The sequence below is a fragment of the Vreelandella lutescens genome (genome assembly GCF_014640815.1).
Taxonomy (GTDB): Bacteria; Pseudomonadota; Gammaproteobacteria; order Pseudomonadales; family Halomonadaceae; genus Vreelandella; species Vreelandella lutescens.
Map to the genome: position 1 here is coordinate 1 of NZ_BMHM01000003.1, position 24,188 is coordinate 24,188.

Annotated in this window: 26 protein-coding genes, 3 tRNA genes and 1 rRNA gene; 19 read left to right on the forward strand and 11 right to left on the reverse strand. The window is 54.7% G+C overall.

Features of this window, described 5'->3' with window-relative positions; all coding sequences use genetic code 11:
- Positions 1-163: 163 nt before the first annotated feature.
- Positions 164-279 (forward strand): 5S ribosomal RNA (gene rrf, locus IEW65_RS07560).
- A 143-nt stretch (positions 280-422) separates the two neighbouring features.
- On the opposite strand, the gene hisC is transcribed toward rrf, so the two are convergent.
- Positions 423-1,484: a histidinol-phosphate transaminase gene (gene hisC, locus IEW65_RS07565; protein WP_188638895.1), complete on the reverse strand. Its 1,062-nt coding sequence runs from the start codon at positions 1,482-1,484 to the stop codon at positions 423-425.
- 192 nt (positions 1,485-1,676) lie between these two features.
- Here hisC and IEW65_RS07570 point away from each other — a divergent pair, with 192 nt between their 5' ends.
- The 4 genes from IEW65_RS07570 (at position 1,677) to mnmH (ending at position 5,795) form a co-directional block, all read left to right on the forward strand.
- Complete coding sequence (locus IEW65_RS07570) at positions 1,677-2,126, forward strand: copper resistance protein NlpE N-terminal domain-containing protein (RefSeq protein WP_188638896.1); 450 nt, start codon at positions 1,677-1,679, stop codon at positions 2,124-2,126.
- Between the two features lie 141 nt (positions 2,127-2,267).
- On the forward strand, positions 2,268-3,638 hold the full coding sequence (gene radA / locus IEW65_RS07575) for a DNA repair protein RadA (RefSeq protein ID WP_188638897.1): 1,371 nt from the start codon (positions 2,268-2,270) through the stop codon (positions 3,636-3,638).
- A gap of 31 nt (positions 3,639-3,669) precedes the next feature.
- Positions 3,670-4,710 (forward strand): selenide, water dikinase SelD, encoded by a 1,041-nt coding sequence (gene selD / locus IEW65_RS07580; RefSeq protein ID WP_422822611.1) that lies wholly within the window; start codon positions 3,670-3,672, stop codon positions 4,708-4,710.
- Positions 4,707-5,795 (forward strand): tRNA 2-selenouridine(34) synthase MnmH, encoded by a 1,089-nt coding sequence (gene mnmH / locus IEW65_RS07585; RefSeq protein WP_188638898.1) that lies wholly within the window; start codon positions 4,707-4,709, stop codon positions 5,793-5,795. The genes selD and mnmH overlap by 4 nt, the downstream gene beginning before the upstream one ends.
- Positions 5,796-5,813: 18 nt before the next feature.
- On the opposite strand, the gene IEW65_RS07590 is transcribed toward mnmH, so the two are convergent.
- A complete protein-coding gene (locus IEW65_RS07590; RefSeq protein WP_188638899.1) occupies positions 5,814-6,506 on the reverse strand; it encodes a type 1 glutamine amidotransferase in 693 nt (230 codons plus the stop codon).
- A 141-nt stretch (positions 6,507-6,647) separates the two neighbouring features.
- On the opposite strand from IEW65_RS07590, the gene IEW65_RS07595 reads away from it, so the two are divergent.
- Entirely contained in the window at positions 6,648-7,250 is a 603-nt protein-coding gene (locus IEW65_RS07595) for a YjaG family protein (RefSeq protein ID WP_188638900.1), read from the forward strand.
- Positions 7,251-7,254: 4 nt separating this feature from the next.
- On the opposite strand, the gene IEW65_RS07600 is transcribed toward IEW65_RS07595, so the two are convergent.
- The 5 genes from IEW65_RS07600 to hisB all read right to left on the reverse strand — a co-directional run bounded on the left by IEW65_RS07600 (position 7,255) and on the right by hisB (position 10,636).
- Positions 7,255-7,761, reverse strand: coding sequence for a hypothetical protein (locus tag IEW65_RS07600; protein ID WP_052509970.1), 507 nt, complete (start codon positions 7,759-7,761; stop codon positions 7,255-7,257).
- A gap of 32 nt (positions 7,762-7,793) precedes the next feature.
- On the reverse strand, positions 7,794-8,567 hold the full coding sequence (gene hisF / locus IEW65_RS07605) for an imidazole glycerol phosphate synthase subunit HisF (RefSeq protein ID WP_188638901.1): 774 nt from the start codon (positions 8,565-8,567) through the stop codon (positions 7,794-7,796).
- A complete protein-coding gene (gene hisA, locus IEW65_RS07610) occupies positions 8,564-9,310 on the reverse strand; it encodes a 1-(5-phosphoribosyl)-5-[(5-phosphoribosylamino)methylideneamino]imidazole-4-carboxamide isomerase (protein ID WP_188638902.1) in 747 nt (248 codons plus the stop codon). Before hisA ends, hisF begins: the two co-directional genes overlap by 4 nt.
- Before the next feature lie 11 nt (positions 9,311-9,321).
- A complete protein-coding gene (hisH, locus tag IEW65_RS07615) occupies positions 9,322-9,963 on the reverse strand; it encodes an imidazole glycerol phosphate synthase subunit HisH (RefSeq protein WP_188638903.1) in 642 nt (213 codons plus the stop codon).
- Between the two features lie 79 nt (positions 9,964-10,042).
- Positions 10,043-10,636, reverse strand: a complete 594-nt coding sequence (gene hisB / locus IEW65_RS07620) for an imidazoleglycerol-phosphate dehydratase HisB (RefSeq protein WP_188638904.1) — start codon at positions 10,634-10,636, stop codon at positions 10,043-10,045.
- A 173-nt stretch (positions 10,637-10,809) separates the two neighbouring features.
- Between hisB and IEW65_RS07625 the strand changes: the two genes are divergently transcribed.
- The 7 genes from IEW65_RS07625 (at position 10,810) to IEW65_RS07655 (ending at position 15,639) form a co-directional block, all read left to right on the forward strand.
- Positions 10,810-11,289 carry an acetyl-CoA sensor PanZ family protein gene (locus tag IEW65_RS07625; RefSeq protein ID WP_188638905.1) on the forward strand — a complete coding sequence of 160 codons (480 nt, stop codon included), beginning with the start codon at positions 10,810-10,812 and terminating at the stop codon, positions 11,287-11,289.
- Positions 11,290-13,623, forward strand: coding sequence for an AsmA family protein (locus tag IEW65_RS07630; protein WP_188638906.1), 2,334 nt, complete (start codon positions 11,290-11,292; stop codon positions 13,621-13,623).
- A 102-nt stretch (positions 13,624-13,725) separates the two neighbouring features.
- Positions 13,726-14,817, forward strand: coding sequence for an A/G-specific adenine glycosylase (gene mutY, locus IEW65_RS07635; RefSeq protein ID WP_188638907.1), 1,092 nt, complete (start codon positions 13,726-13,728; stop codon positions 14,815-14,817).
- 89 nt (positions 14,818-14,906) lie between these two features.
- Positions 14,907-15,182, forward strand: a complete 276-nt coding sequence (locus tag IEW65_RS07640) for an oxidative damage protection protein (protein WP_188638908.1) — start codon at positions 14,907-14,909, stop codon at positions 15,180-15,182.
- 152 nt (positions 15,183-15,334) lie between these two features.
- Positions 15,335-15,410, forward strand: a tRNA-Phe gene (locus IEW65_RS07645).
- A 6-nt stretch (positions 15,411-15,416) separates the two neighbouring features.
- Positions 15,417-15,491, forward strand: a tRNA-Gln gene (locus IEW65_RS07650).
- Between the two features lie 72 nt (positions 15,492-15,563).
- Positions 15,564-15,639: transfer RNA gene (locus tag IEW65_RS07655), tRNA-Thr, on the forward strand.
- A gap of 237 nt (positions 15,640-15,876) precedes the next feature.
- On the opposite strand, the gene IEW65_RS07660 is transcribed toward IEW65_RS07655, so the two are convergent.
- The 4 genes from IEW65_RS07660 to IEW65_RS07675 form a co-directional block, all read right to left on the reverse strand.
- Entirely contained in the window at positions 15,877-16,740 is an 864-nt protein-coding gene (locus IEW65_RS07660; protein WP_188638909.1) for an FRG domain-containing protein, read from the reverse strand.
- A 61-nt stretch (positions 16,741-16,801) separates the two neighbouring features.
- A complete protein-coding gene (locus IEW65_RS07665; protein ID WP_229755503.1) occupies positions 16,802-16,960 on the reverse strand; it encodes a hypothetical protein in 159 nt (52 codons plus the stop codon).
- Between the two features lie 299 nt (positions 16,961-17,259).
- Entirely contained in the window at positions 17,260-17,583 is a 324-nt protein-coding gene (locus IEW65_RS17220; RefSeq protein WP_188638910.1) for a DUF4124 domain-containing protein, read from the reverse strand.
- Between the two features lie 179 nt (positions 17,584-17,762).
- Positions 17,763-18,209 (reverse strand): META domain-containing protein, encoded by a 447-nt coding sequence (locus tag IEW65_RS07675; RefSeq protein ID WP_188638911.1) that lies wholly within the window; start codon positions 18,207-18,209, stop codon positions 17,763-17,765.
- Positions 18,210-18,481: 272 nt separating this feature from the next.
- On the opposite strand from IEW65_RS07675, the gene IEW65_RS07680 reads away from it, so the two are divergent.
- From IEW65_RS07680 to IEW65_RS07705, 6 genes are all read left to right on the forward strand, one after another.
- Positions 18,482-18,703 (forward strand): con-10 family general stress protein, encoded by a 222-nt coding sequence (locus IEW65_RS07680; protein ID WP_188638912.1) that lies wholly within the window; start codon positions 18,482-18,484, stop codon positions 18,701-18,703.
- A 275-nt stretch (positions 18,704-18,978) separates the two neighbouring features.
- Positions 18,979-19,815: a manganese catalase family protein gene (locus IEW65_RS07685; RefSeq protein ID WP_188638913.1), complete on the forward strand. Its 837-nt coding sequence runs from the start codon at positions 18,979-18,981 to the stop codon at positions 19,813-19,815.
- A 41-nt stretch (positions 19,816-19,856) separates the two neighbouring features.
- Positions 19,857-20,363, forward strand: coding sequence for a ferritin-like domain-containing protein (locus IEW65_RS07690; RefSeq protein ID WP_229755504.1), 507 nt, complete (start codon positions 19,857-19,859; stop codon positions 20,361-20,363).
- 932 nt (positions 20,364-21,295) lie between these two features.
- Entirely contained in the window at positions 21,296-22,099 is an 804-nt protein-coding gene (locus tag IEW65_RS07695; protein WP_188638914.1) for a Crp/Fnr family transcriptional regulator, read from the forward strand.
- 239 nt (positions 22,100-22,338) lie between these two features.
- The gene (gene thpD / locus IEW65_RS07700) at positions 22,339-23,322 is read left to right on the forward strand and encodes an ectoine hydroxylase (RefSeq protein WP_188638915.1); all 984 of its coding nucleotides are present in this window, start codon (positions 22,339-22,341) and stop codon (positions 23,320-23,322) included.
- A gap of 127 nt (positions 23,323-23,449) precedes the next feature.
- Entirely contained in the window at positions 23,450-24,115 is a 666-nt protein-coding gene (locus IEW65_RS07705; protein ID WP_188638916.1) for a fumarylacetoacetate hydrolase family protein, read from the forward strand.
- Positions 24,116-24,188: the final 73 nt, after the last annotated feature.

The window sequence follows — 24,188 nt, forward strand, 5'->3', positions numbered from 1 at the left end:
AGGCTTGACCCTATAACACCCAAGGGGTCTGGTCGCAGTAATAACGACGAGTGTGAACGCACTCAGAGAACCGGATACGCAGCCGCAAGCCAAGAGGCTTGCTCGAAAGAGACGATCACACAACACGTCACACGATTCAGCATGATGTACATGACAAGTTACGCCTGACGACCATAGCACGCGTGAACCACCTGATCCCTTGCCGAACTCAGAAGTGAAACCGCTTAGCGCCGATGGTAGTGTGGGGTCTCCCCATGCGAGAGTAGGTCATCGTCAGGCACTTATACTGCAAAAAACCCAGCCAACAGGCTGGGTTTTTTGTTGCGCGCTCAATAAGTTGCTTAAAAGAAACAGTGTGAAATAAAAACCCAGCCAAATGGCTGGGTTTTTGCGTTTAAGCGTTCAGAGAGCTACATCAACCATTAACCGCAGAGCGACTCCAGGGCTTCAATGAAGCTATCCATTTCATCGTCGGTGCCGATGGAGATACGCAGGAAGTTGTTGAGTAAGTTGGTATTGAAATGGCGTACCAAAATGCCTCGCTCACGAAGGCCAGCAAACAGCTGTGCACCGGCAAATTCAGGGTGCTGAGCCAGCAGGAAATTGGCTTTTGAGGGCAGTACCTCAAAGCCCAGCCCTTCCAGCCGTTGGCGGGTTCGCTCACGGGTGGTGATGACATTGTCCCGGCAGGCGTTGAAGTGCTGGGTATCTTTTAAGGCCTCAATGCCGACCACACTGGCGAGGCTATCGACCGGATAAGAGTTGAAGGAATCCTTCACCCGCTGCAAGCCTTCAATCAGCTCAGGCGAGCCAATGGCATAGCCTAAGCGCAGGCCAGCCAAGCTGCGGGATTTAGAAAAGGTGCCCGTGACCAGCAGGTTGGGGTAACGACCCACCAGTGCCACCGCGCTTTCCGCGCCAAAATCGACATAAGCTTCGTCGACCAATACTACGCGATCTGTCACACGTTTCAGCAGTGCTTCGATGCTGTCAAGAGAGTGCGCGTGGCCAGTAGGCGCATTAGGGTTGGCAAAAATAACGCCCCCACGCTTAGAAGCGCTAGCCAGCGCCTCTAGGTCGACTTCCCACTTCTCATTGAGCGGGTGTTTGCGCAGCTCAACGCCATACAGATTGGCATACACAGGGTAGAAGCTATAAGTAATAGAGGGCACATCCAGCGGCGCGCCCTGGCAAAAGAAAGCCTGGAACGCGAACGCCAGCACTTCGTCAGAGCCATTGCCAACAAAGGTTTCTGCTACGCTTACACCGTAGGTATCTGCGAGCGTCTCGCGAAGCGCCAGAGATGTTGGGTCAGGGTAGAGGCGCAGGTGGTCAACGGCATAATGGCGTAGGGCTTCGCCGACCCCAGGCGCTGGCGGATAAGGGTTCTCGTTGGTATTGAGTTTAATGACGCGTTCGCGGGGCTGCTCCCCTGGCACGTAAGGGGTAAGCTCCCTAACGGCGGGACTCCAATATTGGCTCATAAGGGTAACCTGATTATCCTAGCGGTAATGACACCATGGTCGCCTGATGGCTGTCAGAGCGCAAGCATTCGAATAAGGTGTTAAGTTGCTTTCACTTCTGTCAGGGAAGGGGTGGGCGTCGCACCTTGTAGCGGTTATGCTGTCATAAGCGCGCGAAAGAAATGTATGTCCAACACGATAAGGAGACACCCAATGCAATTCAGGAGTTTGCTAGCCGGTTCGGCTATGTTGGCACTGTTGGCGGGCTGCGCAGCTGGCCCGACGGATCAGCGCGAAGATGCAGGTATGACCGCATCACAGGCTAACTACCAAGGCACACTGCCTTGCCGTAACTGTGACGGCATTGACCTGGATGTCACGTTGGAAGGGGAAGATATGAGCGCCCCAGAAGAGCGGACGTTCACGCTAAATGCGACCTACCGTAATCACCCCCAAACACCACCGGACGAAAACTATGCCGGTAACTGGGAAGTGCTGACCGGTACGCCGTCAGATCCCGATGCCACGGTATACGAGCTAACGCCGGATGGCGACGGGCAGATCTACTACTTCCAGCGTATTGATGAGCGTACTCTGGAGTTGATCGACCCAGAGCGTCGTCGCTTTGAAAATGGTGAGATGCTGCAACTACAGCGTCAGTAAACGAATACGCGACGCTCAAAGGCGGCCACTGGCCGCCTTTTGCGTTTCTGATAGCAGAGTAAAGTGGCGCACTAGGCAGTAGCGTGCGAACTAACCGCATGGTCGGTCGCCAGGAGCATGATCAACAGGAGCAACTAGGCAGTGGCAAAAGCAAAAAGTGCCTTTGTGTGTACCGAATGCGGTGCAGACTATCGTAAGTGGCAGGGCCAATGTACCAGCTGCCAAGAGTGGAATACGCTCAGCGAAGTGACGCTGGCAAGTGCCCGCCCGGGCAGTGGGGCAACCACTGGGCGAGCCGGGTACGCAGGCGACCTTTCACGAGATGTGGTTGACCTAAGCAATGTCGATTTAAGCGAAGTACCCAGGCTCACCTCGACCTTTGCAGAGTTTGATCGGGTGCTCGGCGGTGGTTTGGTGCCCGGCTCGGCTGTGCTGCTCGGCGGCAACCCTGGAGCGGGTAAATCGACGCTGCTGCTGCAAACCGCCTGCAAGCTTGCCCAGCAGCGGCGTATTCTCTATGTCACGGGGGAGGAGTCGCTCTCTCAGGTGGCCATGCGGGCGCATCGGTTACAGCTGCCCACTAATGGCTTGAAAATGCTGGCAGAAACCAGCGTAGAGACGATCTTAGCGGTCGCTGATCGAGAGAAGCCTGAGATCTTGGTCATCGACTCGATTCAAACCATGCACCTTGAAGACATTAGCTCGGCCCCTGGGGGCGTGGCGCAAGTACGTGAATCCGCCGCCGCGCTGACGCGCTTTGCTAAAAAGACTAATACCGTCCTGCTGCTGGTAGGGCACGTAACGAAAGACGGCACCCTGGCAGGCCCCAAGGTGCTAGAGCACATGATTGACGCCTCGCTGCTGCTAGAAGGCGGTGCGGACTCTCGATTCCGTACGCTACGCGGGCAGAAAAACCGCTTTGGTGCGGTGAACGAGCTGGGCGTGTTTGCTATGTTGGAGCAAGGGCTTAAAGAAGTGAAAAACCCTAGTGCGATCTTCTTGTCACGCCAAGAAGAGCAAGCGCCGGGTAGCCTCGTCATGGTGGTGTGGGAAGGAACACGGCCCATACTGGTAGAAGTGCAGGCCTTGGTGGATGAGTCCGCGCTGGGCAATCCCCGCCGTGTGGCTGTGGGGGTCGATCAAAACCGTCTCGCGATGCTGTTAGCCGTCCTTAACCGCCATGGCGGGTTATTTACCGGCGATCAGGATGTGTTTTTAAACGTGGTGGGCGGTGTCAAAGTGCTCGAAACCAGTGCCGACCTTGCCGTGATGCTAGCCGTTGTTTCAAGCCTGCAAAACCGCGCCTTACCGAAAGAGCTGGTGGTGTTTGGTGAGGTGGGCCTATCCGGCGAGATCCGCCCTGTGCCCAGTGGCCAAGAGCGCATTGCCGAAGCCGCTAAGCATGGGTTTTTACGCGCCATCGTGCCGCGTGGTAACGCGCCCAAGCAGTCACCTAAAGGGATGGAGGTCATTGCCGTAGATAAATTGAGCGATGCCCTAGAAGCGCTGTAACGTCAGCTATGCTTATTTAAAAAGGAGAGGGATGATGAGTTCGATTCGGTTAACCCAATACAGCCACGGAGCGGGCTGCGGCTGCAAAATCGCCCCTGACGTACTCGATGGCATTCTGGCAAAGGCAGGGCCCGCCGCCGGGCATCCGCGGCTGATCGTCGGCAACCAAGGACGTGAAGACGCTGCCGTCTACGATCTTGGTGATGGCCGCGGCATGATTGCCACTACCGACTTCTTTATGCCCATTGTCGATGACCCCTTTGATTTTGGCCGTATTGCCGCGACCAACGCCATTAGCGATGTGTACGCCATGGGCGGCACACCAGTGATGGCGCTGGGTATTTTAGGCTGGCCGCTGGATAAGCTGGGCCCTGAAATCGCCGGTGACGTGGTGGCGGGCGCTCAAGCGGTTTGTCGTGAACTAGGTATTGCTCTAGCAGGTGGCCACTCCATTGATGCCCCGGAGCCGATGTTTGGCTTAGCGGTCAACGGGCTGGTCGATCTTGAGCACTTAAAGCTTAACAGCCAAGCCAAACCTGGCGACCTGCTGTTTCTCACCAAACCGCTAGGCGTTGGTATGCTCACCACCGCCGAGAAGCGTGGCTTGCTGGAAGCAGGGCATCATGGCCTTGCCCGCGAAACCATGCTGAAACCCAACACCATTGGTGTGGCGCTCTCCAAAGTGAAGGGCGTCAACGCGATGACCGATGTCACGGGCTTTGGCTTAGCCGGTCATTTAACCGAGATGTGCAGCGCCAGCGGTGTCATGGCCCACGTTGATTTTCGCCGCTTGCCAAGGCTTGCCGAGGCGGAAGGTTACCGCCGTCAGGGGGCAGTACCTGGAGGCACGCTACGTAACCGCGACGCCTTGGGTGCCATGCTACCCGCGATGGACGAGGCGCACTGGCAGTGGCTGTGCGACCCACAAACCTCCGGTGGGCTATTGATCAGCGTTGACCCCGCCTGGGAAGACGATGTGGAGCGCATTGGCCGTGACCATGGCCTAACGCTGACTCCCTTTGGTGAAATGAAAGCGGCGCAAGGCGAAGCGCTGATAGAGATGATTGGATGACGCTACCCACGGTACCCGCAGCGCTAGAGTTAGTCGCCGCAAACACGCCGATGATAGATGTGCGCGCCCCGGTAGAGTTTGCCCAAGGCAGCCTGCCGGGGGCGGTCAACCTACCGCTGATGGTGGATGAAGAGCGCCATCAGGTGGGTATTGCCTACAAGCAGCAGGGGCAGCAGGCCGCCATTGAGTTGGGCCAGCGTTTGGTGAGTGGAAACGTGAAGCAAGCGCGAGTAGCCGCTTGGCAGGCGTATTTAGCCCAGCACCCAGAGGCAATTATCTACTGCTTTCGCGGTGGGCTGCGCTCACAAATTGCCCAGCAGTGGCTGGCGGATGCGGGGCTGAATCGGCCGCGTATAGAGGGTGGATGGAAAGCAGTGCGTCAGCGGCTTTGCCAGCGTATTGATGAAGCCGCGCACCAGCCGCTGCTAGTGGTGTCAGGGCTCACCGGTTGCGCGAAAACTCAGCTGATTAACCAACTCCCCAACGGCATTGATTTAGAAGCTTGCGCCAATCATAAGGGCTCAGCGTTTGGGCGGCAGCCCGACGAGCCTACTACTCAGATCGATTTTGAACACGCGCTGGCCCAGCGTTTGATTGGCCAACATGGCAAGCTCGTGCTGGAAGATGAGTCTCGGCAGATTGGTAATGCCAATATTCCCCTCGACTTTTGGCATGCACTACAGCGCGCCCCGCGTATTCGCATTGAGATGCCGCTAGATTGGCGGTTAGACCAACTACGCCGCGACTACATTGAAGCGCTTGAACAAGGCTATACCGAGCGCTACGGGCCGCAAGAAGGGTGGCAGCGCATGCAGAGACAGCTAGCCAGCGCGTTGGAGCGGCTGGCCAAGCGGCTAGGTAATGCCCGTTTGCAGCGGCTACAGCGCATGCAGGCCATGGCGTTCAGGGCCCATGCCGCAGGCGATATTCAAGCCCATGAAGCGTGGCTTGCGCCGCTGTTAACCGAATATTACGACCCGCTCTACCGCTACCACGTGGAAAAACAGCAGGGCAACCGGCCTGCTGAACTGCATATTGGGGATTGGGAAAGCTGCCTCGACGCCGCTAAACAGTGGAGCGCTTAACGGCGATGAGTAACATGGCTACGCCGTTTTCAGCCACTGCGTCATTACGCGGTCTAGTAACGGCGCTAAGCGCTGAAAGCGGGAGGTATCTTCCAAAATGAGGTCATTGGTTTGCACAAAGCGGCTGGCCGCCGCGTGTGTCGCCGCAGGACGCTCGCTGCCCAGTAAGAGCGGCATAACGCTCGCCTGTGTGGTTTCTAAATGGCAAAGTAGCCCCACTACGCGACCGGAGTCCCAACTAAACCCTTGTAGTGGTGCGGCAGCACTACCGCCCAAGGGCAGCGCGTTGTCTGGCAGGCTAAACACCAGCCGGTGCCACATAAACGCTTCAAACTGTTCCGGTAGATCAAAGCTGCTCTCGGGTGCCAGCGTGACCTGATGCCAGCCCGCTTCAGGGTAAGTGCCAGGGGCAACCACAGCATCCAGCGCATCCGCTATCCACAGCGCGCCCAGGCCGATGCCGAGTAGGGGTTTCTGACTATCTAAGTAACGGTTGAGGAGTTTACGCTCTGGCTTATGCCAAGCAGGTGGCTCGCTATAGAAGGCCTCTGGGCCATCTAACACAATCAGCGCATCGCACTCGCCTAGACGTGGCGTCAGTTCGCCCGCATAGAGGTGAAAAACGGTGTAACTATGGCCCATACTCGCAAGCCAGTCAGTTAAACGAGCGGGTCCATGGTCAGGGCCGTGCTGTAGCAGATGAATATGCATGGTAATCTCCTCGCCGGCCGAGTACATCAAGCGCTGCGGGGATCACCCGCCGCGTGAGTGCGACGATAACGTATCGCGTTCATTTCACCAACTCAGTTTCACAAACGTCCTTTCACAAACACAGTGACCCAGGAAATCAGCATGGTGGCTAAACCCCAAGGATTCTATCAGCGGCTGCAACTGCTACCGCTGCCCGCCCAGCAAGCATTTATGGCAGCGCTATGCGAGCGCCTATTACCCAACTACGCCCTGTACGAGCAAACCAGCGGCCATGGCGATGGGCACACCCTGCGCACCGTGCTGAACCTTGTGTGGGAGCGCCTTAGTGTCCCCAATGCCAGCATCGATTTTGCCCGCCAAGCCGAAAAACTCGCTGAGTGCGAGCCGCCGGAAGAGGACGAAAGCTTTGGCGCGCGCCGCGCGCTGGATGCGGTGGTGTCGATATCCGCACTCTTGGATACGCTCCAGGGGGAGTCCCCTGAAGCCGTGCTAGACGTGAGCCGTACCTCTCGCGCAGGCGTGCGTGCGTTTATCGAACTCACCGAAGGGGAAGTGGATGCCCAAGCGCTGGCGCTGATCATTCGCGACCACCCGCTGATGGAAGACGAAAACGACTTCCAAGACGCGGTGCTAGAAGCGGTCAGCGAACCGATCAACAAAGCCTCTTTAAAAGAGATCCGCACGCTTGGGCGTAATAACGGCATTAGTAACTTAGGGCTTACCTTGGACGATAACGACGGCTAGGACGTTAAAAACGCACGCCTGCTGTCACCATCATGCCTGCCGTACCGAAGATAATCAGATCAGACTCCACACGCCCCCACTGCACGCCAATGCTAGGTAGCAGCGCGGGGGCCACCTCTAAATGGTTGAGGGGGATCTTATCCCGGTACTCATCTTGATAACCGCGCAGCAGACCGCCGGTCAGTTTGGCACGTACGTTTATCTCATCGGCGAACTGCCATAGCGGAAACTCCCGGCCAGCGTAAAAATACCACGTAGGCTGATCAAAGGAGTTTTTGAACCAAGCAGCCCCCGCCAACCAGCGGTCAGGGTTATGCAGCTCAATACTCAGTAAGTTCTGCTGATTAGTATGCTCAGGGTCTGGGTCAAAATGGCGGGTGAGTAAGCTGGTTTGTACCAGCGTGTGGTCAAGCGCAAGGGTAGGAGGCCAATCCGGCAAAGAGAAGGCTGAGGCAGACGCGCTCAGCCAAATCCCTGCTATCCCTCCAATCCATGGAACGTAGCGACGCATTAAAAGCCCCTCAGTGAAGGGATAAGTGTGAGTTACAAGCGCATTTCAATGCCGCGCTCGGCCATATAGCGTTTTGCTTCTGGAATGGTGTACTCACCAAAGTGGAAGATACTCGCGGCCAGCACCGCATCGGCACCGCCTTTAAGCACGCCATCCACCAAGTGATCTAAATTGCCGACGCCGCCGGAAGCAATTACCGGCACGCTCACCGCTTCAGAAATGGCATGGGTGACGCCTAGGTCAAAGCCAATCTTCGTGCCGTCGCGGTCCATACTGGTCAGCAGCAGCTCGCCTGCGCCAAACTCGACCATTTTCTTGGCCCACTCCACCGCATCCAGGCCGGTGGGGCGACGGCCGCCGTGGGTGAAAATCTCCCAGCGGTCAGGCTCGCCTTCCTTAGACACTTTTTTAGCGTCAATCGCCACCACAATGCACTGGCTGCCAAAACGCTCGGCGGCTTCACGCACAAATTCGGGGTTCGTCACCGCCGCGGTATTGATTGAGACCTTATCGGCCCCAGCGTTCAGCATGGTGCGGATATCGTCGCAGGTACGAATGCCGCCTCCCACGGTTAAGGGAATAAACACCTCACCCGCAATACGCTCGACCATATCCACCGTGGTGGCGCGGTCTTCGTGGCTCGCGGTGATATCAAGAAAAGTGATTTCATCGGCACCCTGCTGGTTATAGCGCTGAGCGATCTCCACCGGGTCGCCCGCGTCACGAATACCCACAAAGTTAACGCCTTTCACCACGCGCCCGGCGTCTACGTCCAGGCAGGGGATAATCCGCTTGGATAAGCTCATTGATGGCCTCCGCTTAGCTGGTCGCTCAAGCGCTGGGCTTCCGCGACATCCAGGCTGCCTTCATAGATGGCACGGCCGGTAATGGCACCCAAAATGCCGCTATCGGCCACATCACACAGGGCGCGGATATCGTCCAAGTTGGTCACGCCGCCAGAAGCAATCACCGGCAGGCCGCCTTCGCGGGCAAGGGCAGCGGTCGCTTCCACGTTGACACCCTGCATCATGCCGTCGCGGGCAATATCGGTGTACACAATGCTGGAAACGCCGTCGTTGGCGAAGCGCTTGGCAAGCTCAGTGGCTTTGACGGTGGAGACTTCTGCCCAGCCATCGGTGGCGACATAGCCATCTTTAGCGTCCAGACCCACAATAATATGGCCGGGGAAGGCACGGCACATCTCACCCACAAATTCGGGCTCTTTCACTGCTTTGGTGCCGATAATCACGTAAGAAACACCGGCGCTTAAATAGTGCTCGATGGTCTCCGCCGAGCGAATGCCGCCGCCAATTTGAATGGGCAAGTTGGGGTAAGCGCGGGCGATGGCAGTGACCGCATCACCGTTCACCGGCTTGCCTTCAAAGGCACCGTTCAAATCCACTAGATGCAAGCGGCGAGCGCCTGCTTCCACCCAGCGTGCGGCCATGGCCACCGGGTCGTCGCCGTAGGAGGTCGCATCTTCCATGCGGCCCTGTTTCAAACGCACACACTGGCCGTCTTTGAGATCAATCGCGGGAATTACCAACATAGTGAAACCTCTCAGGGCGTCCAGGTGACAAAATTTTCCAGCAGGCGAAGGCCTGCACGGGAGCTTTTTTCCGGGTGAAACTGCACGGCAAAGGTGGCGTCGCGGCCAATCGCCACGTGAGCGCTCACACTGCCGTACTGGGTAGTGCCGAACACTTGGGCGTCCTCGGCGGCATTCACGTAATAGCTGTGCACGAAATAGAAGTGCTCGTTATTATCGATGCCTGCCCAGAGCGGGTGGTCGTGGTGTTGATTCACCAAGTTCCAACCCATGTGGGGTACTTTCAGGCGCTGCTCTTGAGCATCGCGCATAGTGGCCGGGAAGCGGTCCACGCTGCCTTGGAAAAAGCCCAAGCAGTCCACGCCGCCATTCTCTTCGCTGCGCTCCATTAACATCTGCTGGCCTACACAGATGCCCAGTAGCGGTTTGGCCTGGCGGGACAAAATATCGTCCACCAGCCCGCGCAGTTCGGTACGCTCAAGCTCGCCCACGCAGTCACGAATCGCGCCCTGGCCGGGCAACACTAGACGGGTAGCGCCCAGAATACGCCGTGGGTCGCGGGTGATGATCACATTCTCATGGGTGACGTGCTCAAGCGCCTTGGCCACAGAGTGTAGGTTGCCCATTCCATAATCGATTACCGCAATGGTCATGAAGCGCTCCTTAAGGTCGTGGGCGATAGATTCGTAGGCGAAAGGCGTGCCGCTACGCCGCTAATCGCAACGATCGGCATTATAAGCTGCCTTTGGTAGAGGGCATTTGCCCAGCCATGCGCGGGTCTTCCGCAACGGCCATACGCAGTGCGCGGCCAAAGGCTTTGAAAATGGTTTCGGCCTGATGATGAGCATTAAAGCCTTTGACGTTGTCGATATGCAGCGTCACGCGGGCGTGATTCACAAAGCCCTGGAAAAACTCCCAAAACAGCTGGGTATCCATACGACCGATGGTGTCGCGGGTGAACTCAACGTTCATATACAGGCCGGGGCGGCCAGAGAAATCAATCACTACCCGCGAGAGCGCCTCATCCAGCGGCACATAAGCATGGCCGTAGCGGTAGATGCCGCGCTTATCGCCAATGGCCTCATTAAACGCTTGGCCCAGGGTGATGCCCAAATCTTCAACGGTGTGGTGATCATCGATATGCAGGTCGCCTTTGGCGTGAATATCAAGATCGATCATTCCATGCCGAGCCACTTGATCTAGCATGTGGTCCAGAAACGGAACGCCAGTTTCGCAGTTAAGACGGCCTTCACCATCAAGGTTGACGCTGACCGTAATCTGCGTTTCGTTGGTGTCACGGCTTACCGTGGCAATACGCGCTGACATGTTGCATCTCCTGCGCCGGAGCGCACTCTGAGGAATAATCGGCGGGCGGCAACTGCGGCCAAAACAACCATTATAGAGAATCGGCGGCCCCATCCGCTACAATGCGGGGAATGTCGCCGCCGTTTGCGGCGCTAACATAGCAGCCTAGCTGCGTTGGCAACGAGGATTTCACCATGCCGGTGACACTGCAATATGTCGACCAGGCCCGTTGGGAAGCAGACGAGCAGGTGCGCATCGACCTAGTGCGCATCTACGAAGACGCGCCTCAGGAGCGCATGCCTACTCCCACGGTTTTGCCATTTATTGAGCAGCATTTAAGCAAGCAGCACGTCTTTGCCTGCGCTCATTTCAACGACCGCCTGCTGGGCGCGGTGGCCCTTCATGAAGGTGACGACCGCGCTTGGTGGTTGGCAGAGCTATGCGTGCGCAAAACCACTCGCCGGCGCGGCGTTGGCTCGCGGCTAATGGCGCTGATAGGCGAACAAGCCAAACAGGAAGGGCGCGTACTGCGGATTGCCACCACCACACTGCCATTGGCAGACCGCATGCTGCTATCGAAATTGGGTTATCGGCCCGTGGCCGATCCATCGTCTGAGTCAGACCAGCACGCAACCAGTGAGTTTGTTGAGCTAGACCCACAAGGGAAAGGGTAAATGAAACAGCTATTACGTATTTTGCTGGCCGCCGTCGGTATTCTAGCCATTGTGGCCGTGGCCGCCGTGGTGTACGTCACCACCTTTTTAGACCCAGAAGACTTTAAGCCGCGCTTAACCGCGGTGGTCGAGGAGCAAACTGGCCTGAACCTTGCGCTGGAAGGCCCCATTACCTGGTCGTTCTACCCTCGCATTGGCGTGAGTGTCGAACAGGCCCGTGCTTGGCTGCCTGAGCAAACTCAAGACGACACCGCCTTTGCCGCGATTAACCGTGCTGAAGTCAGTGTCGCCTTTGCCCCGCTGCTGCGCGGTGAGATTGCCGTTGATGGCCTGACGATTGATGGCATGCGCCTCAATCTAGAGAAAAGTGCCGAAGGCGAAGCCAACTGGCAGCCGCTGTTGGAACGTCTTTCTGAGCACAATAACGAAACCGCTGAAACCGTTCTGGCCCCGGCCAGCGCAGGCCCCAATGCCGATGCAGGCAATCTCTCAGTCGTATTGAATATTGCCAGTGTTGAAGTGAAAAATGCCGATATTCGCTACCGCGATGAGCAGAGCCAAGCGCTATGGCGGGTGCAGCCGCTGAACATTGCCGGCACCAACGTCAACCCGGTGCGCTCTTTCCCGCTAAAAGCCATGTTCACGTTGACTAAGCACAACCGGCTGGATGCTGAAGTACTGGAGCGCGCCCCTGACCTCTCCAGCGAAGTGAACCTTGAAACGCGCCTGCGGCTGGGGCTGAAAGATGAGCAAATCATCTTTGAAAACACCCAGCTCACCACCCACACTCGCCAAGGCGCGGCCAGTGAGCCGCAGCAGTTGAGCCTGCGCGCCGCTGAAATTGTTGCCCGCTTAGCCGACCAGCAGCTCAGCGTCACGGAAGGCGTACTGGAAGCCGGGCTGCGCCACCCAGAAAACTGGCAGGGCAGCCTTGCGCTGGCGCTGGCGTTTGGTTTGGATACCGACTTCGTCGCGCAAACCGCCCAGTTGAAAGATGTGCAGCTGACCGGGCCGGATGGCCTGCGCGTGAGCGGCCACTTAAACGTCGAGCAACTGCTCGATGCACCGCAATACAGCGGCCAGCTTACCGCCGCCCCCTTTACACTGCGGCCCTGGATTTCCCGCACGGGGGTGGCGTTGAACACTGCCAGTGAAGCCGCACTGAGCGATGTGGCGCTCACCAGCCCCATCGAAGGTAGCTTAGAGCGCATTGCGCTGCCGCGTCTCTCGCTAGTGGTGGATGACAGCACCTTCACAGGCGACATTGCAGCAGCGCTGGATGGCACCCAACTCTCCTTTAACCTAGAAGGCGATACGCTCAATTTAGATCACTACCTGCCCGGCTCGCAAACCGCCCAGCAGGCTAGCCGTGGCCTGCTGCGTAAAGCCTTTGCCCAAACCGACGAAGCGCTGCTGCCGCAGGCGTGGTTAAGCACCCTCACCCTGCAGGGCGATCTAAGCGTTGAACAGCTGCTGCTGGCTGGGCTGACCTTTAATGATACCCAGCTGGCGCTGCGCGGCGAAAACGGCAACCACCGCCTCACGGCCTTTGAGTCACGCTTCTACGACGGTGAACTCAGTGCCACCGGCCAACTGGATGCCACCGACAGCGTGCTGGAGTGGCAGCTCTCGCCCAGCATTAGCAATGTGCAGGTAGCGCCGTTAATTGAGACCTTCAGCGAAGAAGAAGCCCCGCTGCGCGGCCGTTTCAATCTGGAAGGCGCTCTGACCACCCAAGGCAACCGCCGCGATGTGCTCATCAGCAACCTCAACGGCGAGTTAACCGCACGCCTTAACGATGGCGCGATTCTGCGTACCAACATCTCCCGCGAGATGTGTGAGCTTGTCGCCCAGTTAGAAGGACAGCAGATAGAGCGTGAATGGCACCCGGATACCCGCTTTGAGCGTTTTGACGCCACCTTCCAAGTGCGCAACGGTGTTGTGGAAAGCGACGACCTGCTGATTGCACTGCCGGGCATTGATGTACAGGGCGAAGGCGACTTCAACCTCAACAGCCTCAACTTCACTACCCAAGCCAATGCACGGTTAGTAGACACCGCCGATGCGGCTTGCCAGGTGAACCCGCGGCTACAGCAACTGCCGCTGCCGGTACGCTGCGAAGGCCATGTGGGCGATGACAAAGCCCAATGGTGCCGTTTTGACCGCACCGCGTTTCAAGCCTCAGTGGTAGACCTGCTGCGCAGTGAAGCCGGAAGCCGGGTAGAAGAAGAGCTGGAAGAGCGGCTAGGCGAATCCATCGACCGCATTGACGAGCGTCTGGGCGAAGGCGCAGGCCAAGAACTGCGTGACGGCATTCGTCGCCTGTTTAACTAATCTCCATCTGCATTAACGCTCAACCCGCGTTAATGCACTACACCCTGAACGCGCCGGCCTTAATGCCGGCGCTTTTCATGGCGAGTGCTTTAAGGAATAACGATGGCCGATATGCCCACGCCGTGCCTACCGGCGCAAGAGTTTCAACACCGATTGCTCACCTGGTTTGACCAGTATGGCCGCCACGACCTGCCCTGGCAGTCACCCCGCAGCGCCTACCGCGTGTGGGTGTCTGAAATCATGCTGCAGCAAACCCAAGTGGCCACGGTGATTCCCTACTTCGAGCGCTTTATGGCCCGCTTCCCCACGCTGGAAGCCCTGGCCACCGCGCCGCAAGATGATGTATTGCACCACTGGACAGGCCTTGGCTATTACGCCCGTGCCCGCAACCTGCATAAAGCTGCCCAGGTTGCCATGGAAGAGCACGGCGGCGAGCTGCCCACCGACAGCGTAGAAGCACTCATGGAACTGCCTGGCATTGGCCGTTCCACCGCTGGCGCGATCATCGCCCAAAGTGCCGGGCAGCAGGCAGCGATTTTAGATGGCAACGTGAAACGCTCGCTCACCCGCTTACACGCGGTGGCGGGCTGGCCGGGCAAGCCAGTGGTAGAACGCTCGCTGTGGGCGTTAGCCGAATACTTTACGCCCACCACCCGGCTGGCCGACTACACCCAGGCCGTGATGGATTTCGGCGCGACGCTGTGTAAGCGCAGCAAGCCCGACTGCCTGATCTGCCCGTTTAACGATGTATGCCGCGCCTACGCCCAAGGCGAGCCACAGCGCTACCCAGAATCCAAACCCAAAAAAGCCACCCCCACCCGCGAAACCATCATGCTCATGCTGCGCGACCCGCAAGGCCGCGTATGGTTAGAGCAGCGACCGCCCAGTGGCCTATGGGGCGGGTTATGGAGCCTGCCGCAGTTTGAACGCCACAGCGAGCTCAACGACTGGCTGGAAGACAACACCGAAGCCCCCGAGCGCCACGCTGCGCTGCCCAGCTTCACCCACACCTTCAGCCACTTTAAGCTGTTGATCACGCCGCAGCCCGTAAGCTGCAAAGGGATCAGCGGCGTTCGCGAAAGCGGCGTATGGTATGACGTTGACCACCCGCCTGCGTTAGGCTTGGCAGCACCGGTTAAATCGCTGCTTAGCCAGCTAGCACCGTTTGCCCTACACCCAACGCCGGGGCCTTAACCCCTTGGTCTTTAACACCTCAGTCTTTAACACCTCGGTCTTTGATACCCAGGGCTGCCAGCCAGCGACACACTTATTAGGAGCATGCTATGAGCAACACCGTTTTCTGCCGCAAGTACCAACAAGAGCTGCCCGCGCTACCGTTCCCGCCACTGCCGGGCAAGCAAGGCCAAGAGATTCAGGCCTCGGTGTCACAAAAAGCGTGGCAAGAGTGGCAGGCGCTGCAAACGCGCCTGATCAATGAGAAGCACCTCAACATGTTAGAGCCAGAAGCACGCGCCTATTTGATGGATCAGATGCAGCGCTTCTTAGATAACGAAACCACCGACCAAGCAGAAGGGTACGTACCGCCCAGCCAGGCATAAACCTAGAAACGCAGCGCAAAGCCACGAATGGCGTGGCCTTTGCCGCTTTTGGTCAAACGCCTGATGTGCCCTAAGCACGTGACTAGAAAGAAAGTTTCACAAAGGTGTTGACGAAAAGAGGAGCTTTTGGTTTAATACGCACCGTTGGCAAGGGCCAGATAGCTCAGTTGGTAGAGCAGGGGATTGAAAATCCCCGTGTCGGCGGTTCGATTCCGTCTCTGGCCACCACAACGTTGGGGTATCGCCAAGTGGTAAGGCACCGGTTTTTGGTATCGGCATTCCCAGGTTCGAATCCTGGTACCCCAGCCATTGCCAACAAGATTTCTTGTTGATTGGCTAGTCTAACGGCAACCCAATCAAGTTCTCAAGAAAATGCGAAGCGCCGACATAGCTCAGTTGGTAGAGCAACTGACTTGTAATCAGTAGGTCCCGGGTTCGACTCCTGGTGTCGGCACCAAAGCATTAGAGAATACGAAAGGCCACCCAAACGGGTGGCCTTTTTCGTATGCGTGGGATAAAAGTACAGCCGAGTAACACGTTGTTTTGGCTGGAGTTTGATGTCCTCGCGATGCCCTTCAAAACGCTCCAGAAAGCGTTTCCTGCCGTTCAAGCTGCTTTTCCTTAATCTACCATCGGTTTGCCACATCGTCGGGCAGATGTAAGCGCGCGGCGCATTTGGCATTAAGTTGAAGTTCTACTCTTGGTGCTTCCTTAGGTTCGCGTATGCGTAGTCGTTAACCTCGCGAGCGGCTCCCTCATAGCCTGGAAACAACACTGAACCTTTCACTCCAAAATCGATGCAGAGATTCAGTAAATTCGAGGCTTCTTCTATTGGTAATGTAAGCTTAATTAGGCCTTGGAAGCCATCATTTTGACGTTTATAAACGTCTTGCTCACGCTCTAAAGGAAGACATTCAAAAGGCTCGCTACCTACTGATTTGATACTTGAAACCGTGAAGACGCCTCCCTGAGCAGCAAGGTTTGCACTTGTGCCCCCTGGCATTTCTACGAAAGATATATTTTCCCAATCTTCATGTCCAAATACCCTGAGAGCCCAAATAGCAAGTCGGCTATTTCTAGATGTACTCCTCAATATTCCAGAAGCAGCAAAGTAGGCAGCAACGTAGGAACGGCGAGTCCAGTCCAGTAGACAGGTGGGCACTCCATGATGTTGTGCTGTGGCTAGTGCTAGAAATACAGTTTTAGGAGGCCATTCCTTTGGAACCTTTGTGTAACGGTTGGGAGTCTCAAGAAGCTTTCGTAAATCTATAGAGTCACCAGGGACCTGAATACCTGCTCCATCGCAAGCTTCAAGAAACGCAGATAGCACTTGCAACTCAAAGAAAACCTGGTCGGACCCTCGTACAGCTCCAAAGCGACCGAACATCGCCTTTGATGTAAATACACCCTCGGGGCGATAAGCTGATGGAGTTAAGCTATAGCTTGAGCACGGCTGTCCTCGAAAAATATACTCACTTCGTGGCCATCGGTCTTTATTTAAGGGCGAAAGGTACTCCATTAGCTCTCGCGCATTTTCGAAGTCCTTTTGTTGGTACATCAGTTATCATGCCTTTTGAGTAATTGGTTAAAAAAAGATCCGCTGGTTCGGCATCCACCTCCTAGCTGAAGAACAGCACCTCTTTGGCGTCTGAGCCTTTGCCGCCGCCGACGGAGTAGCGAATGTCAGTGGTTTCGATGTGGTAGTCCGCGAAGATCCGACGAATGTCTGGGTGGTCGTTGAGGCTGATGATGGCCTTGCCTTTGAGCTTGGCCAGCATGCTTGCCATTTCCTCGTACTGCTCTATGCCAAAGGGTACCCCATATCCTTCCGCCTGCCAGTAGATCTAATCCATGTAGGACGAGATGTGTTGCAGTTAGAGTATCTCTAAGCGCAGCTCCAGGCTCATGGCGGCGGAACCATTTATCTAGCTAGGGTTAATTTTTCAATGGATGCTATAGATAAGAGTCGAATGAGTAACTTACACAATAAGATAATTAATAGCTCGATGCTAAATAAAACACAGCCCACTGTTGCCAGCATAGTTTGCAATTCGTAGTGGCCTGCTTAATAGGTTCACTACCTACCGATTCTCAAAGGATAGCGAGCACGTAATTTAACCCGGCTATTACGAAGCTCCAGAGCCGTTTGATGCTGATTTCTGTACGGAACTGCAATGCGTGGGAAGTTAGGAGCGTTTGCGGATAGGGAAGCCGTAGGACGAGACGACACCGGCGGCGCTGAAATAATCGTAAGGTTGTTGGTATTCACCGTTTCAGAGTTGCCGCCCGCGCAGGGGGAGTCCTGAAAAGTGGTGTGGCCGTTGGTGACGCATTTATAAATTTCAGCCTGGGCAGAGAGTGGCATCAGTACCAACAGAGCCATCAGCGCGGGTGTTTTCATCGTCCATGAACCCTAAGCGAATATCGGTAACGGAATGTTACCAAGAATCATTAGGTGTGGGTACCCCGTTGTGGAAATGAGCGCCTGCGAGTGATCGCGCTTATAAACCTCGGTTAAGCCGCTAATCGGTGTGTTAAGTGCAGCGTTCAATACGCTTCCTTGCCTTACTTCATGACCTGCTAATAAAGATGCACTGCCTCTAACACCGCCAGCGGTTCTCCGCGGGCGTTAGTTAACTCAAGGCGGCTACCGCTAATTCCCCAACGCTTGGTGTGCTGAAGTGCACTCAACATGGCCTGCTCGCTGCGCATTTGTGCAGCGGGGCAGGCCATTTTCGTGGTGGCGATGGGGTGGAAGGTGAGCTGCTGGCCGGTGTGCTGGTAGCGGCCGCTGAGCGTGTTGCAGCCGGTAGCGCCTGCCAGGCGGTCGCTCTCGGTGTGCAGCACTATATGCGCCTCGCGGGCGTTGTCTGCCGCCGTGATGGGGTTGCCATTGATGCTAATGAGCTTCCAGTAGGTATTGGTGAGCGATTCATCCGGTGCCGTATTGGTGTCTTTGGCCTGCAGGCTTTGGCAGCCGCTAAGCCACAGGCAGAGGGCGACAGTAAGAACGGTAGGAAAACGCATAGTGGCAGCCTGCTGCTCTGAGTAATTAATTCAGAATAAGTGTGTTGGCTATATAGGGTGTTAGTCAATGGTTTTATCTTTCGTTATTAACGATAAGATGAAAAGTTATTAGATGCATATTGTTTAATTGGCTATAAAAATTAAAGTTGCGTGTTTGAATTTATGTTCGCTTGATAAGAGAGTGAGGTTGGCTAATCTCAAGTAACTCGAGTGATACGCCGAGTACAAGAAAATGAGTGGGTTTTGCCGCATTCATGAAAAGGAGATATATCATGACGAATAAACGCAACGACAATGGAATGAGTCGCGAAGAGGCAGGACAAAAGGGTGGTGAGAAAACGTCCAAAAATCACGATAAAGAATTTTACGAAGGTATTGGCCAGAAAGGTGGTCAACAAAGTAGTAGTCATGTTGCCAACGACCCTGGGCGCGCCTCGCAAGCCGGTAAAAAAGGTGGCGAAAATAGCCGCGGCGGCGATGGTAATCACCGCTAGTAAATAAACCTTGTGTCATTTTTATTGTTTAAAAGTGCCTTTAGTCGTTAAGGTTAGTCGTTAAGGCTAAAGGCACCGGGGATCAAGGGCAGTTCATCCTGTGAATATTCAAGATGATGATGGGGTGAGCGCGCAATTTTATCAAAGTGCTAAAAAGGAGTCGTTTTAAAAGGCGGAATACATGGCTAACAAGTACGGAAGCTTTCAAAGCAATTGCTTTAAGTTCGTTGCCAGGGAGCGTTCTCTTTGGCAATTACGTTTAGGAGAATAGCGATATGTTTCACCACTCTGGAAAGTTGCAGTACCCCGTCAAAGTCGATAAACCCAACCCGCAATTTGCCATGCTGCTGCAGCAGGCGATAGGCGGCGTTGAGGGAGAGATTCGGGTCGCGATGCAGTACTTCTTTCAAGCCATGGGCGCGCGGGGTGACGACCGTATCCGCGATATGTTGATGTCTACCGCGACGGAAGAGCTGTCCCATATTGAAATGTTAGGCCACGCGGTTGCCCTAAACCTGGAGGGTGCACCGCTCTCTTATCAAGAAGCCACGGCCAAAGACCCGATTATGAATGCCATTTTGGGCGGTGCCAATCCGCGCCATCTGCTCTCTTCGGGCCTTTCGGCCATGCCGGTGAATGCTAATGGCGTGCCTTTTGATATGAGTCATGTGTATGCCACCGGCAACATCGCCGCCGACATGCTGGCCAACGTCGCGGCAGAAGCAGGCGGGCGTGTGCTGGCATCGCGGCTTTATAACTGGACCGATGACCACGGCATGAAGGATTTTCTCTCTTTCTTGATTGCCCGCGATACCTACCACCAACAGCAGTGGCTGGCGGTGATTGAGGAGTTGGGCGGTTTTGAGAAACAGCTGCCGATTCCTAACGCCACGCCCGAAGATCACGAGGCAATGCAGCACTCCTACTACTATTTGAACACGCTATTGGATAAAGAGGCCCCCAAAGGCCGCTGGTCGGAAGGCCCCTCGCTGGATGGTCGTAGCCAATACAGCGTGCGTAATCAGCCTGAGCCGGAAGGCCAAGAGCCCAGTCTAGGCAAGGCTAAAGAGATGTCTGGAGCGCAGCAAGAGCAGATCGACCCCCAAAAGTAAGTGTGATGGGCGCCCCATCCGCTGATAAACAAGGAGAGCGCATGATGGAAGCCAAGTATCTCGAAAATTGGTTACGCGATGCCCATGCTATGGAAAAGCAGGCGGAAGAGATGTTGAAAGCGCAGGCGAAGCGGATTGAGCACTATCCTGCCTTGCGTGCGCGTATTGATCAGCACCTGCACGAAACCGAGCGCCAATCGGAAAAGCTGGAACGCGTGATGAGCGAGCTGGGGATTGATACCTCTACTATGAAAGATATGGGCGGTAAGCTCACTGCCTTTGGGCAATCGTTGGGCGGCATGATGGCCAGTGATGAAGTTGTGAAGGGCGGTATCGCCAGTTATGCGTTTGAGTGTTTTGAAATTGCCAACTACAAAGCGCTGATTGCCGCAGCAGAATTGGCTAACCAGCCTAACGTGGCCCGCGTATGCCGCGAAATCCTCGAAGAGGAGGAGGCGATGGCCGACTGGTTAGAGCAGCATTTGGACGACACCACGCGCACTTTCCTGGCGCGTGCCGATGATAAAGACATGCAGGCCAAGAAGTAACGTCGCGCCCTATTGCTAGCCACGTCCTTTTCCCCGGTAGCCTTAGCCGGGGTTTTTTATGTTTATAAAACGGCTGCGCGATCTCTAGGCAGAGATGACGGTATGCGTGTTCAATGCCAAGGATGATTGTTTTGGTCATGTAAGCACTGTTATCGCAGCGAGCGGTTACTTTCATGCCTTCTGTATAAGAAAACACTGTATTAACGACGGAGGTTGGTGCGCGCATGCTCGCTCAAATGTTACGTGGCGGCTAAGAGAAAGTGAGAGATCCTGATGTGCTGATAATGAGTAATAATAGTAACGTTCGCATGAGGCTTTTAATGCTCATTGGTTGTATTAATAGCTGTGATGTCATCCTTTGTTTACGTATTAGCTGGTTAAATTAGGTTGTTTAAGAATGGCATTGAGTGCCTAGTGATTAGGTTTTATGTATTGAGATGTTTGCTTGCATGCCTTCTGATTAGGCTGCCATGTTTTGATGGGAATTTTTAGTTATTTTGAAGTGATGAGAAAATAGCGTTTGTGATAGCTCGGTTTGGCTTGTTTTTCAATTGCTGAGATATTGATGTTTTAAAATCTACGTTTATTGTTCGTTCTGCGCTATGTTTTAATTGAGAATGATGCTTTTACACAGGGCTTTGAACGGGTTATATACGGCTTCGGATGTTTCAATTGGTGTGTTTTTTTATTTTGTTGTGAAGGAGTAATTGATATAGGCTGTGTTGGGTAAGGGAAGTTTATGATGAAATAAAATTTTAACATATGTTAAGAATCAAGGGTTTTTTGACTTTTGATAGCGTGGATTATAAAACCATCTTGTTTAGTTATTTATATTTGTCTATATTTTTGTCGCGTTATCTTCCTTCCTAAATGTGGGCATTATCAATAATCCTGGTGGGTATAGCTTTTGTCTAACTACAAGGAGTGTAGAGATGGATAAAGTGACTGCAGAAGAGCATAAGCAAGTGGAAGATAGAAATCGCAAAGATGTACGGGGTGGCCTAAGCAGTGATAGCTCTTGTATAAGTTTGGGTGACGTGCTGGGCCTTTACGGGGAGCTAAGCACTGAGGCCCGTGAAGCGTTAGCGAACATTCGACAAAAACCCGTCGAGCTTCGACGCAACCAGAAGGTATTTTCGCTATGTGAGGGCCGTGCCGATATTTTTGTGGTGAAAGAGGGGTGGGCAAGCCTTTCTCATGCCACTAGCACAAGAGGGCAGGATATCTGTAACGTCTTTATGCCTGGCGATATTGTTGGTATGCGAGAAAGCTTTTTTGAAAATCATGATATCGTTATTCTTTCTTTAACTAATTGCAAGCTTGAAAAAGTATCCGTGGATGGTTTGCATGAATTATTTAAAACCAATGAGGAAATAAGAAAAGCGGTTACTTCGTATGTGATGGTGAATGACAATATTACTATTGAACGCTTAAGAAGTTGCACGCATCACCGTTCTGAAGAGCGCGTGGCGCATTTTCTGTTAGAGGTCTATGCCCGCTTTAATTTTAAGGGGCTGTTAGCTAGTAATGTTTTTTCTTTTCCAGTCACACAAGATGTCGTGGGTGAATTGCTGGGCATGACCAGTGTGCATGTAAGTCGTTGTATGACAGCGCTTGAGCAGAAAAAATTAATTCGCAAAACCCGCAGTAGTGTCAAGTTGCTTCAGCCAGAAGAGATGACGCGTAATACCGGGTTTGACCGCGATTTTATCTACGGTCATTTATGCCTTGGTTAGCATAAGTTATCGCTATTAACGATTGAAGTGATAATAGCTAGCGATGGTTTTAAACGAATTTTTTATAATGGTTTTTGGCGATGTAGATATCTTTAGATAAATGTCATAACCCACGTTATGAAAGCGAATGTCTTTGCTTGCAAGCGTGAATTGATTAGCTACCCTATCTATTGCGCTGTGCTTCTAAATCATACGAAGCACGTTTTAACTGACGTTTAATCATACAAGGAGTGGATTAGATGACAGTCAGCAATACCCCTCTTAAGAATGTGACGGCCCACAAGCAGTATAGCGAAATGGCTGATATGCCCACGCCGGGTAATGCGAAGGTAGCGGATGACTACCCCACGCGCCTAACCCAAGCGCCTAAGTCCCTAACCCAGCCTCGATGCGATGGGGTAGTGAAAGGGCGCACGCTGCCAGGGCCACTAACCCAAGCGCAGCTAGATGAGTTTGAGCGCAACGGGTATCTGTTTATCCCCAACCTGATCAGTGGCGAAGAGCTGATAGCGCTGCGCGATGAGCTGAACGCGCTAATGAGCAATGATGCTTACCGCGACCAGTCGTTCAGCATAACTGAGCCGGAAAGCCATGAGATCCGTTCGCTGTTTGCCGTGCATAAACTCTCCAAGCAGTTGGGCGCGCTTGCCCGCGATGAGCGCGTCGCCGGTGCGGCTCGGCAAATTATTGGCGATGACCCCTACGTGCACCAGTCGCGTATTAACTACAAGCCGGGCTTTGCGGGCAAAGGGTTTAACTGGCACTCGGATTTTGAAACCTGGCACGCGGAAGATGGCATGCCGAATATGCACGCGGTGAGCGCGTCGCTGATCTTGACCGATAACCACGAGTTTAACGGTCCCTTGATGCTGATTCCCGGCTCGCACTTGGAGTTTGTGCCCTGCCTTGGTGAAACACCCGAGGATAACCACAAACGCTCGCTGAAAGCTCAAGAGGTGGGTGTGCCAAGCCCAGAAGCGTTGACTCATTTGGTCGGCAAGTACGGAATTGATGCGCCCAAAGGCAAGGCAGGCGGACTGCTGCTGTTTGATTGCAATACGCTGCATGCGTCTAACGCTAACCTGTCGCCAGACCCGCGTAGCAATGTGTTTTTCGTGTTTAACCGGCCTGATAACCGCTGTGTAGAGCCGTTTGCTGCTCCTAAGCAGCGTCCGGCATTCTTAGCTCACGGGCCGGATGAGCGCTGGAATCCCGTTATTTAACAACGCACCACGTAGCGACAAGATAGAAAAGCAGCGGTGAGATTGTGGAACATACGCATAGCTGGGGTAGACTAATGCGCCTGTCGTTGCGAATGCGGCACGCATAATGAGAAGGAGAAGACCCGCCATGCGTTTTGTTCCACAGTTTACCGATGGCCAGGAGTTTCCCCACGCGCTGGGCAAAGTCGTCTGCGTTGGCCGCAACTATGCCGACCACGCCAAAGAGCTGGATAACCCGGTTCCCAGTGAGCCACTGCTGTTCATCAAGCCTGCCACCAGCGTGGTGGATTTAACCAAGCCCCTCGACCCGCCGTTTTCACGGGGCGATGTGCACTATGAGGTCGAACTGGCGTTACTCGTTGGAGAAACGCTCACCCATGCGACTCAAGATGAAGCGGAGCGCGCTATTGTAGGCATTGGCCTAGCGATGGATTTAACGCTGCGCGACGTGCAAACCAAGCTGAAAGAGAAAGGCCACCCTTGGGAAATTGCCAAGGCCTTTGATGGTGCTTGTCCTCTGTCGCCGTTTTTGCCGCTAAGCCGGGTGCCTAACTGGAACGCGCTAGCGTTTACGCTGGACATCGACGGTGAAGAGCGTCAGCACGGTGAAGGCGCGGATATGATCTTTGCGATTCCTACTTTGGTTGCTGAGATGAGCCGCCACTTCACGCTAGAGCCAGGTGATGTGATTTTAACCGGCACCCCTGCTGGGGTGGGCGAGCTGACCCGCGGCGCGGAGCTACGCTTGACGCTGACGGGCGGCCTGGAGATCACCACCAGCGTTGTTGAGTAACGGTCAGCGAAACGCTACCCAAGCACGTAAAGCAAAGGCCACCGATACGCTCGGTGGCCTTTTTTTGTGCTGC

What these genes read in the sequence shown, in the direction of transcription:
- hisC (WP_188638895.1), bottom strand. Translation starts at nt 1,484, where the DNA reads ATGAGCCAATATTGGAGTCCCGCCGTTAGGGAGCTTACCCCTTACGTG.
- IEW65_RS07570 (WP_188638896.1), top strand. Translation starts at nt 1,677, where the DNA reads ATGCAATTCAGGAGTTTGCTAGCCGGTTCGGCTATGTTGGCACTGTTG.
- selD (WP_422822611.1), top strand. Translation starts at nt 3,670, where the DNA reads ATGATGAGTTCGATTCGGTTAACCCAATACAGCCACGGAGCGGGCTGC.
- mnmH (WP_188638898.1), top strand. Translation starts at nt 4,707, where the DNA reads ATGACGCTACCCACGGTACCCGCAGCGCTAGAGTTAGTCGCCGCAAAC.
- IEW65_RS07590 (WP_188638899.1), bottom strand. Translation starts at nt 6,506, where the DNA reads ATGCATATTCATCTGCTACAGCACGGCCCTGACCATGGACCCGCTCGT.
- IEW65_RS07595 (WP_188638900.1), top strand. Translation starts at nt 6,648, where the DNA reads ATGGTGGCTAAACCCCAAGGATTCTATCAGCGGCTGCAACTGCTACCG.
- IEW65_RS07600 (WP_052509970.1), bottom strand. Translation starts at nt 7,761, where the DNA reads ATGCGTCGCTACGTTCCATGGATTGGAGGGATAGCAGGGATTTGGCTG.
- hisF (WP_188638901.1), bottom strand. Translation starts at nt 8,567, where the DNA reads ATGAGCTTATCCAAGCGGATTATCCCCTGCCTGGACGTAGACGCCGGG.
- hisA (WP_188638902.1), bottom strand. Translation starts at nt 9,310, where the DNA reads ATGTTGGTAATTCCCGCGATTGATCTCAAAGACGGCCAGTGTGTGCGT.
- hisH (WP_188638903.1), bottom strand. Translation starts at nt 9,963, where the DNA reads ATGACCATTGCGGTAATCGATTATGGAATGGGCAACCTACACTCTGTG.
- hisB (WP_188638904.1), bottom strand. Translation starts at nt 10,636, where the DNA reads ATGTCAGCGCGTATTGCCACGGTAAGCCGTGACACCAACGAAACGCAG.
- IEW65_RS07625 (WP_188638905.1), top strand. Translation starts at nt 10,810, where the DNA reads ATGCCGGTGACACTGCAATATGTCGACCAGGCCCGTTGGGAAGCAGAC.
- IEW65_RS07630 (WP_188638906.1), top strand. Translation starts at nt 11,290, where the DNA reads ATGAAACAGCTATTACGTATTTTGCTGGCCGCCGTCGGTATTCTAGCC.
- mutY (WP_188638907.1), top strand. Translation starts at nt 13,726, where the DNA reads ATGGCCGATATGCCCACGCCGTGCCTACCGGCGCAAGAGTTTCAACAC.
- IEW65_RS07640 (WP_188638908.1), top strand. Translation starts at nt 14,907, where the DNA reads ATGAGCAACACCGTTTTCTGCCGCAAGTACCAACAAGAGCTGCCCGCG.
- IEW65_RS07660 (WP_188638909.1), bottom strand. Translation starts at nt 16,740, where the DNA reads ATGTACCAACAAAAGGACTTCGAAAATGCGCGAGAGCTAATGGAGTAC.
- IEW65_RS07665 (WP_229755503.1), bottom strand. Translation starts at nt 16,960, where the DNA reads ATGCTGGCCAAGCTCAAAGGCAAGGCCATCATCAGCCTCAACGACCAC.
- IEW65_RS17220 (WP_188638910.1), bottom strand. Translation starts at nt 17,583, where the DNA reads ATGAAAACACCCGCGCTGATGGCTCTGTTGGTACTGATGCCACTCTCT.
- IEW65_RS07675 (WP_188638911.1), bottom strand. Translation starts at nt 18,209, where the DNA reads ATGCGTTTTCCTACCGTTCTTACTGTCGCCCTCTGCCTGTGGCTTAGC.
- IEW65_RS07680 (WP_188638912.1), top strand. Translation starts at nt 18,482, where the DNA reads ATGACGAATAAACGCAACGACAATGGAATGAGTCGCGAAGAGGCAGGA.
- IEW65_RS07685 (WP_188638913.1), top strand. Translation starts at nt 18,979, where the DNA reads ATGTTTCACCACTCTGGAAAGTTGCAGTACCCCGTCAAAGTCGATAAA.
- IEW65_RS07690 (WP_229755504.1), top strand. Translation starts at nt 19,857, where the DNA reads ATGATGGAAGCCAAGTATCTCGAAAATTGGTTACGCGATGCCCATGCT.
- IEW65_RS07695 (WP_188638914.1), top strand. Translation starts at nt 21,296, where the DNA reads ATGGATAAAGTGACTGCAGAAGAGCATAAGCAAGTGGAAGATAGAAAT.
- thpD (WP_188638915.1), top strand. Translation starts at nt 22,339, where the DNA reads ATGACAGTCAGCAATACCCCTCTTAAGAATGTGACGGCCCACAAGCAG.
- IEW65_RS07705 (WP_188638916.1), top strand. Translation starts at nt 23,450, where the DNA reads ATGCGTTTTGTTCCACAGTTTACCGATGGCCAGGAGTTTCCCCACGCG.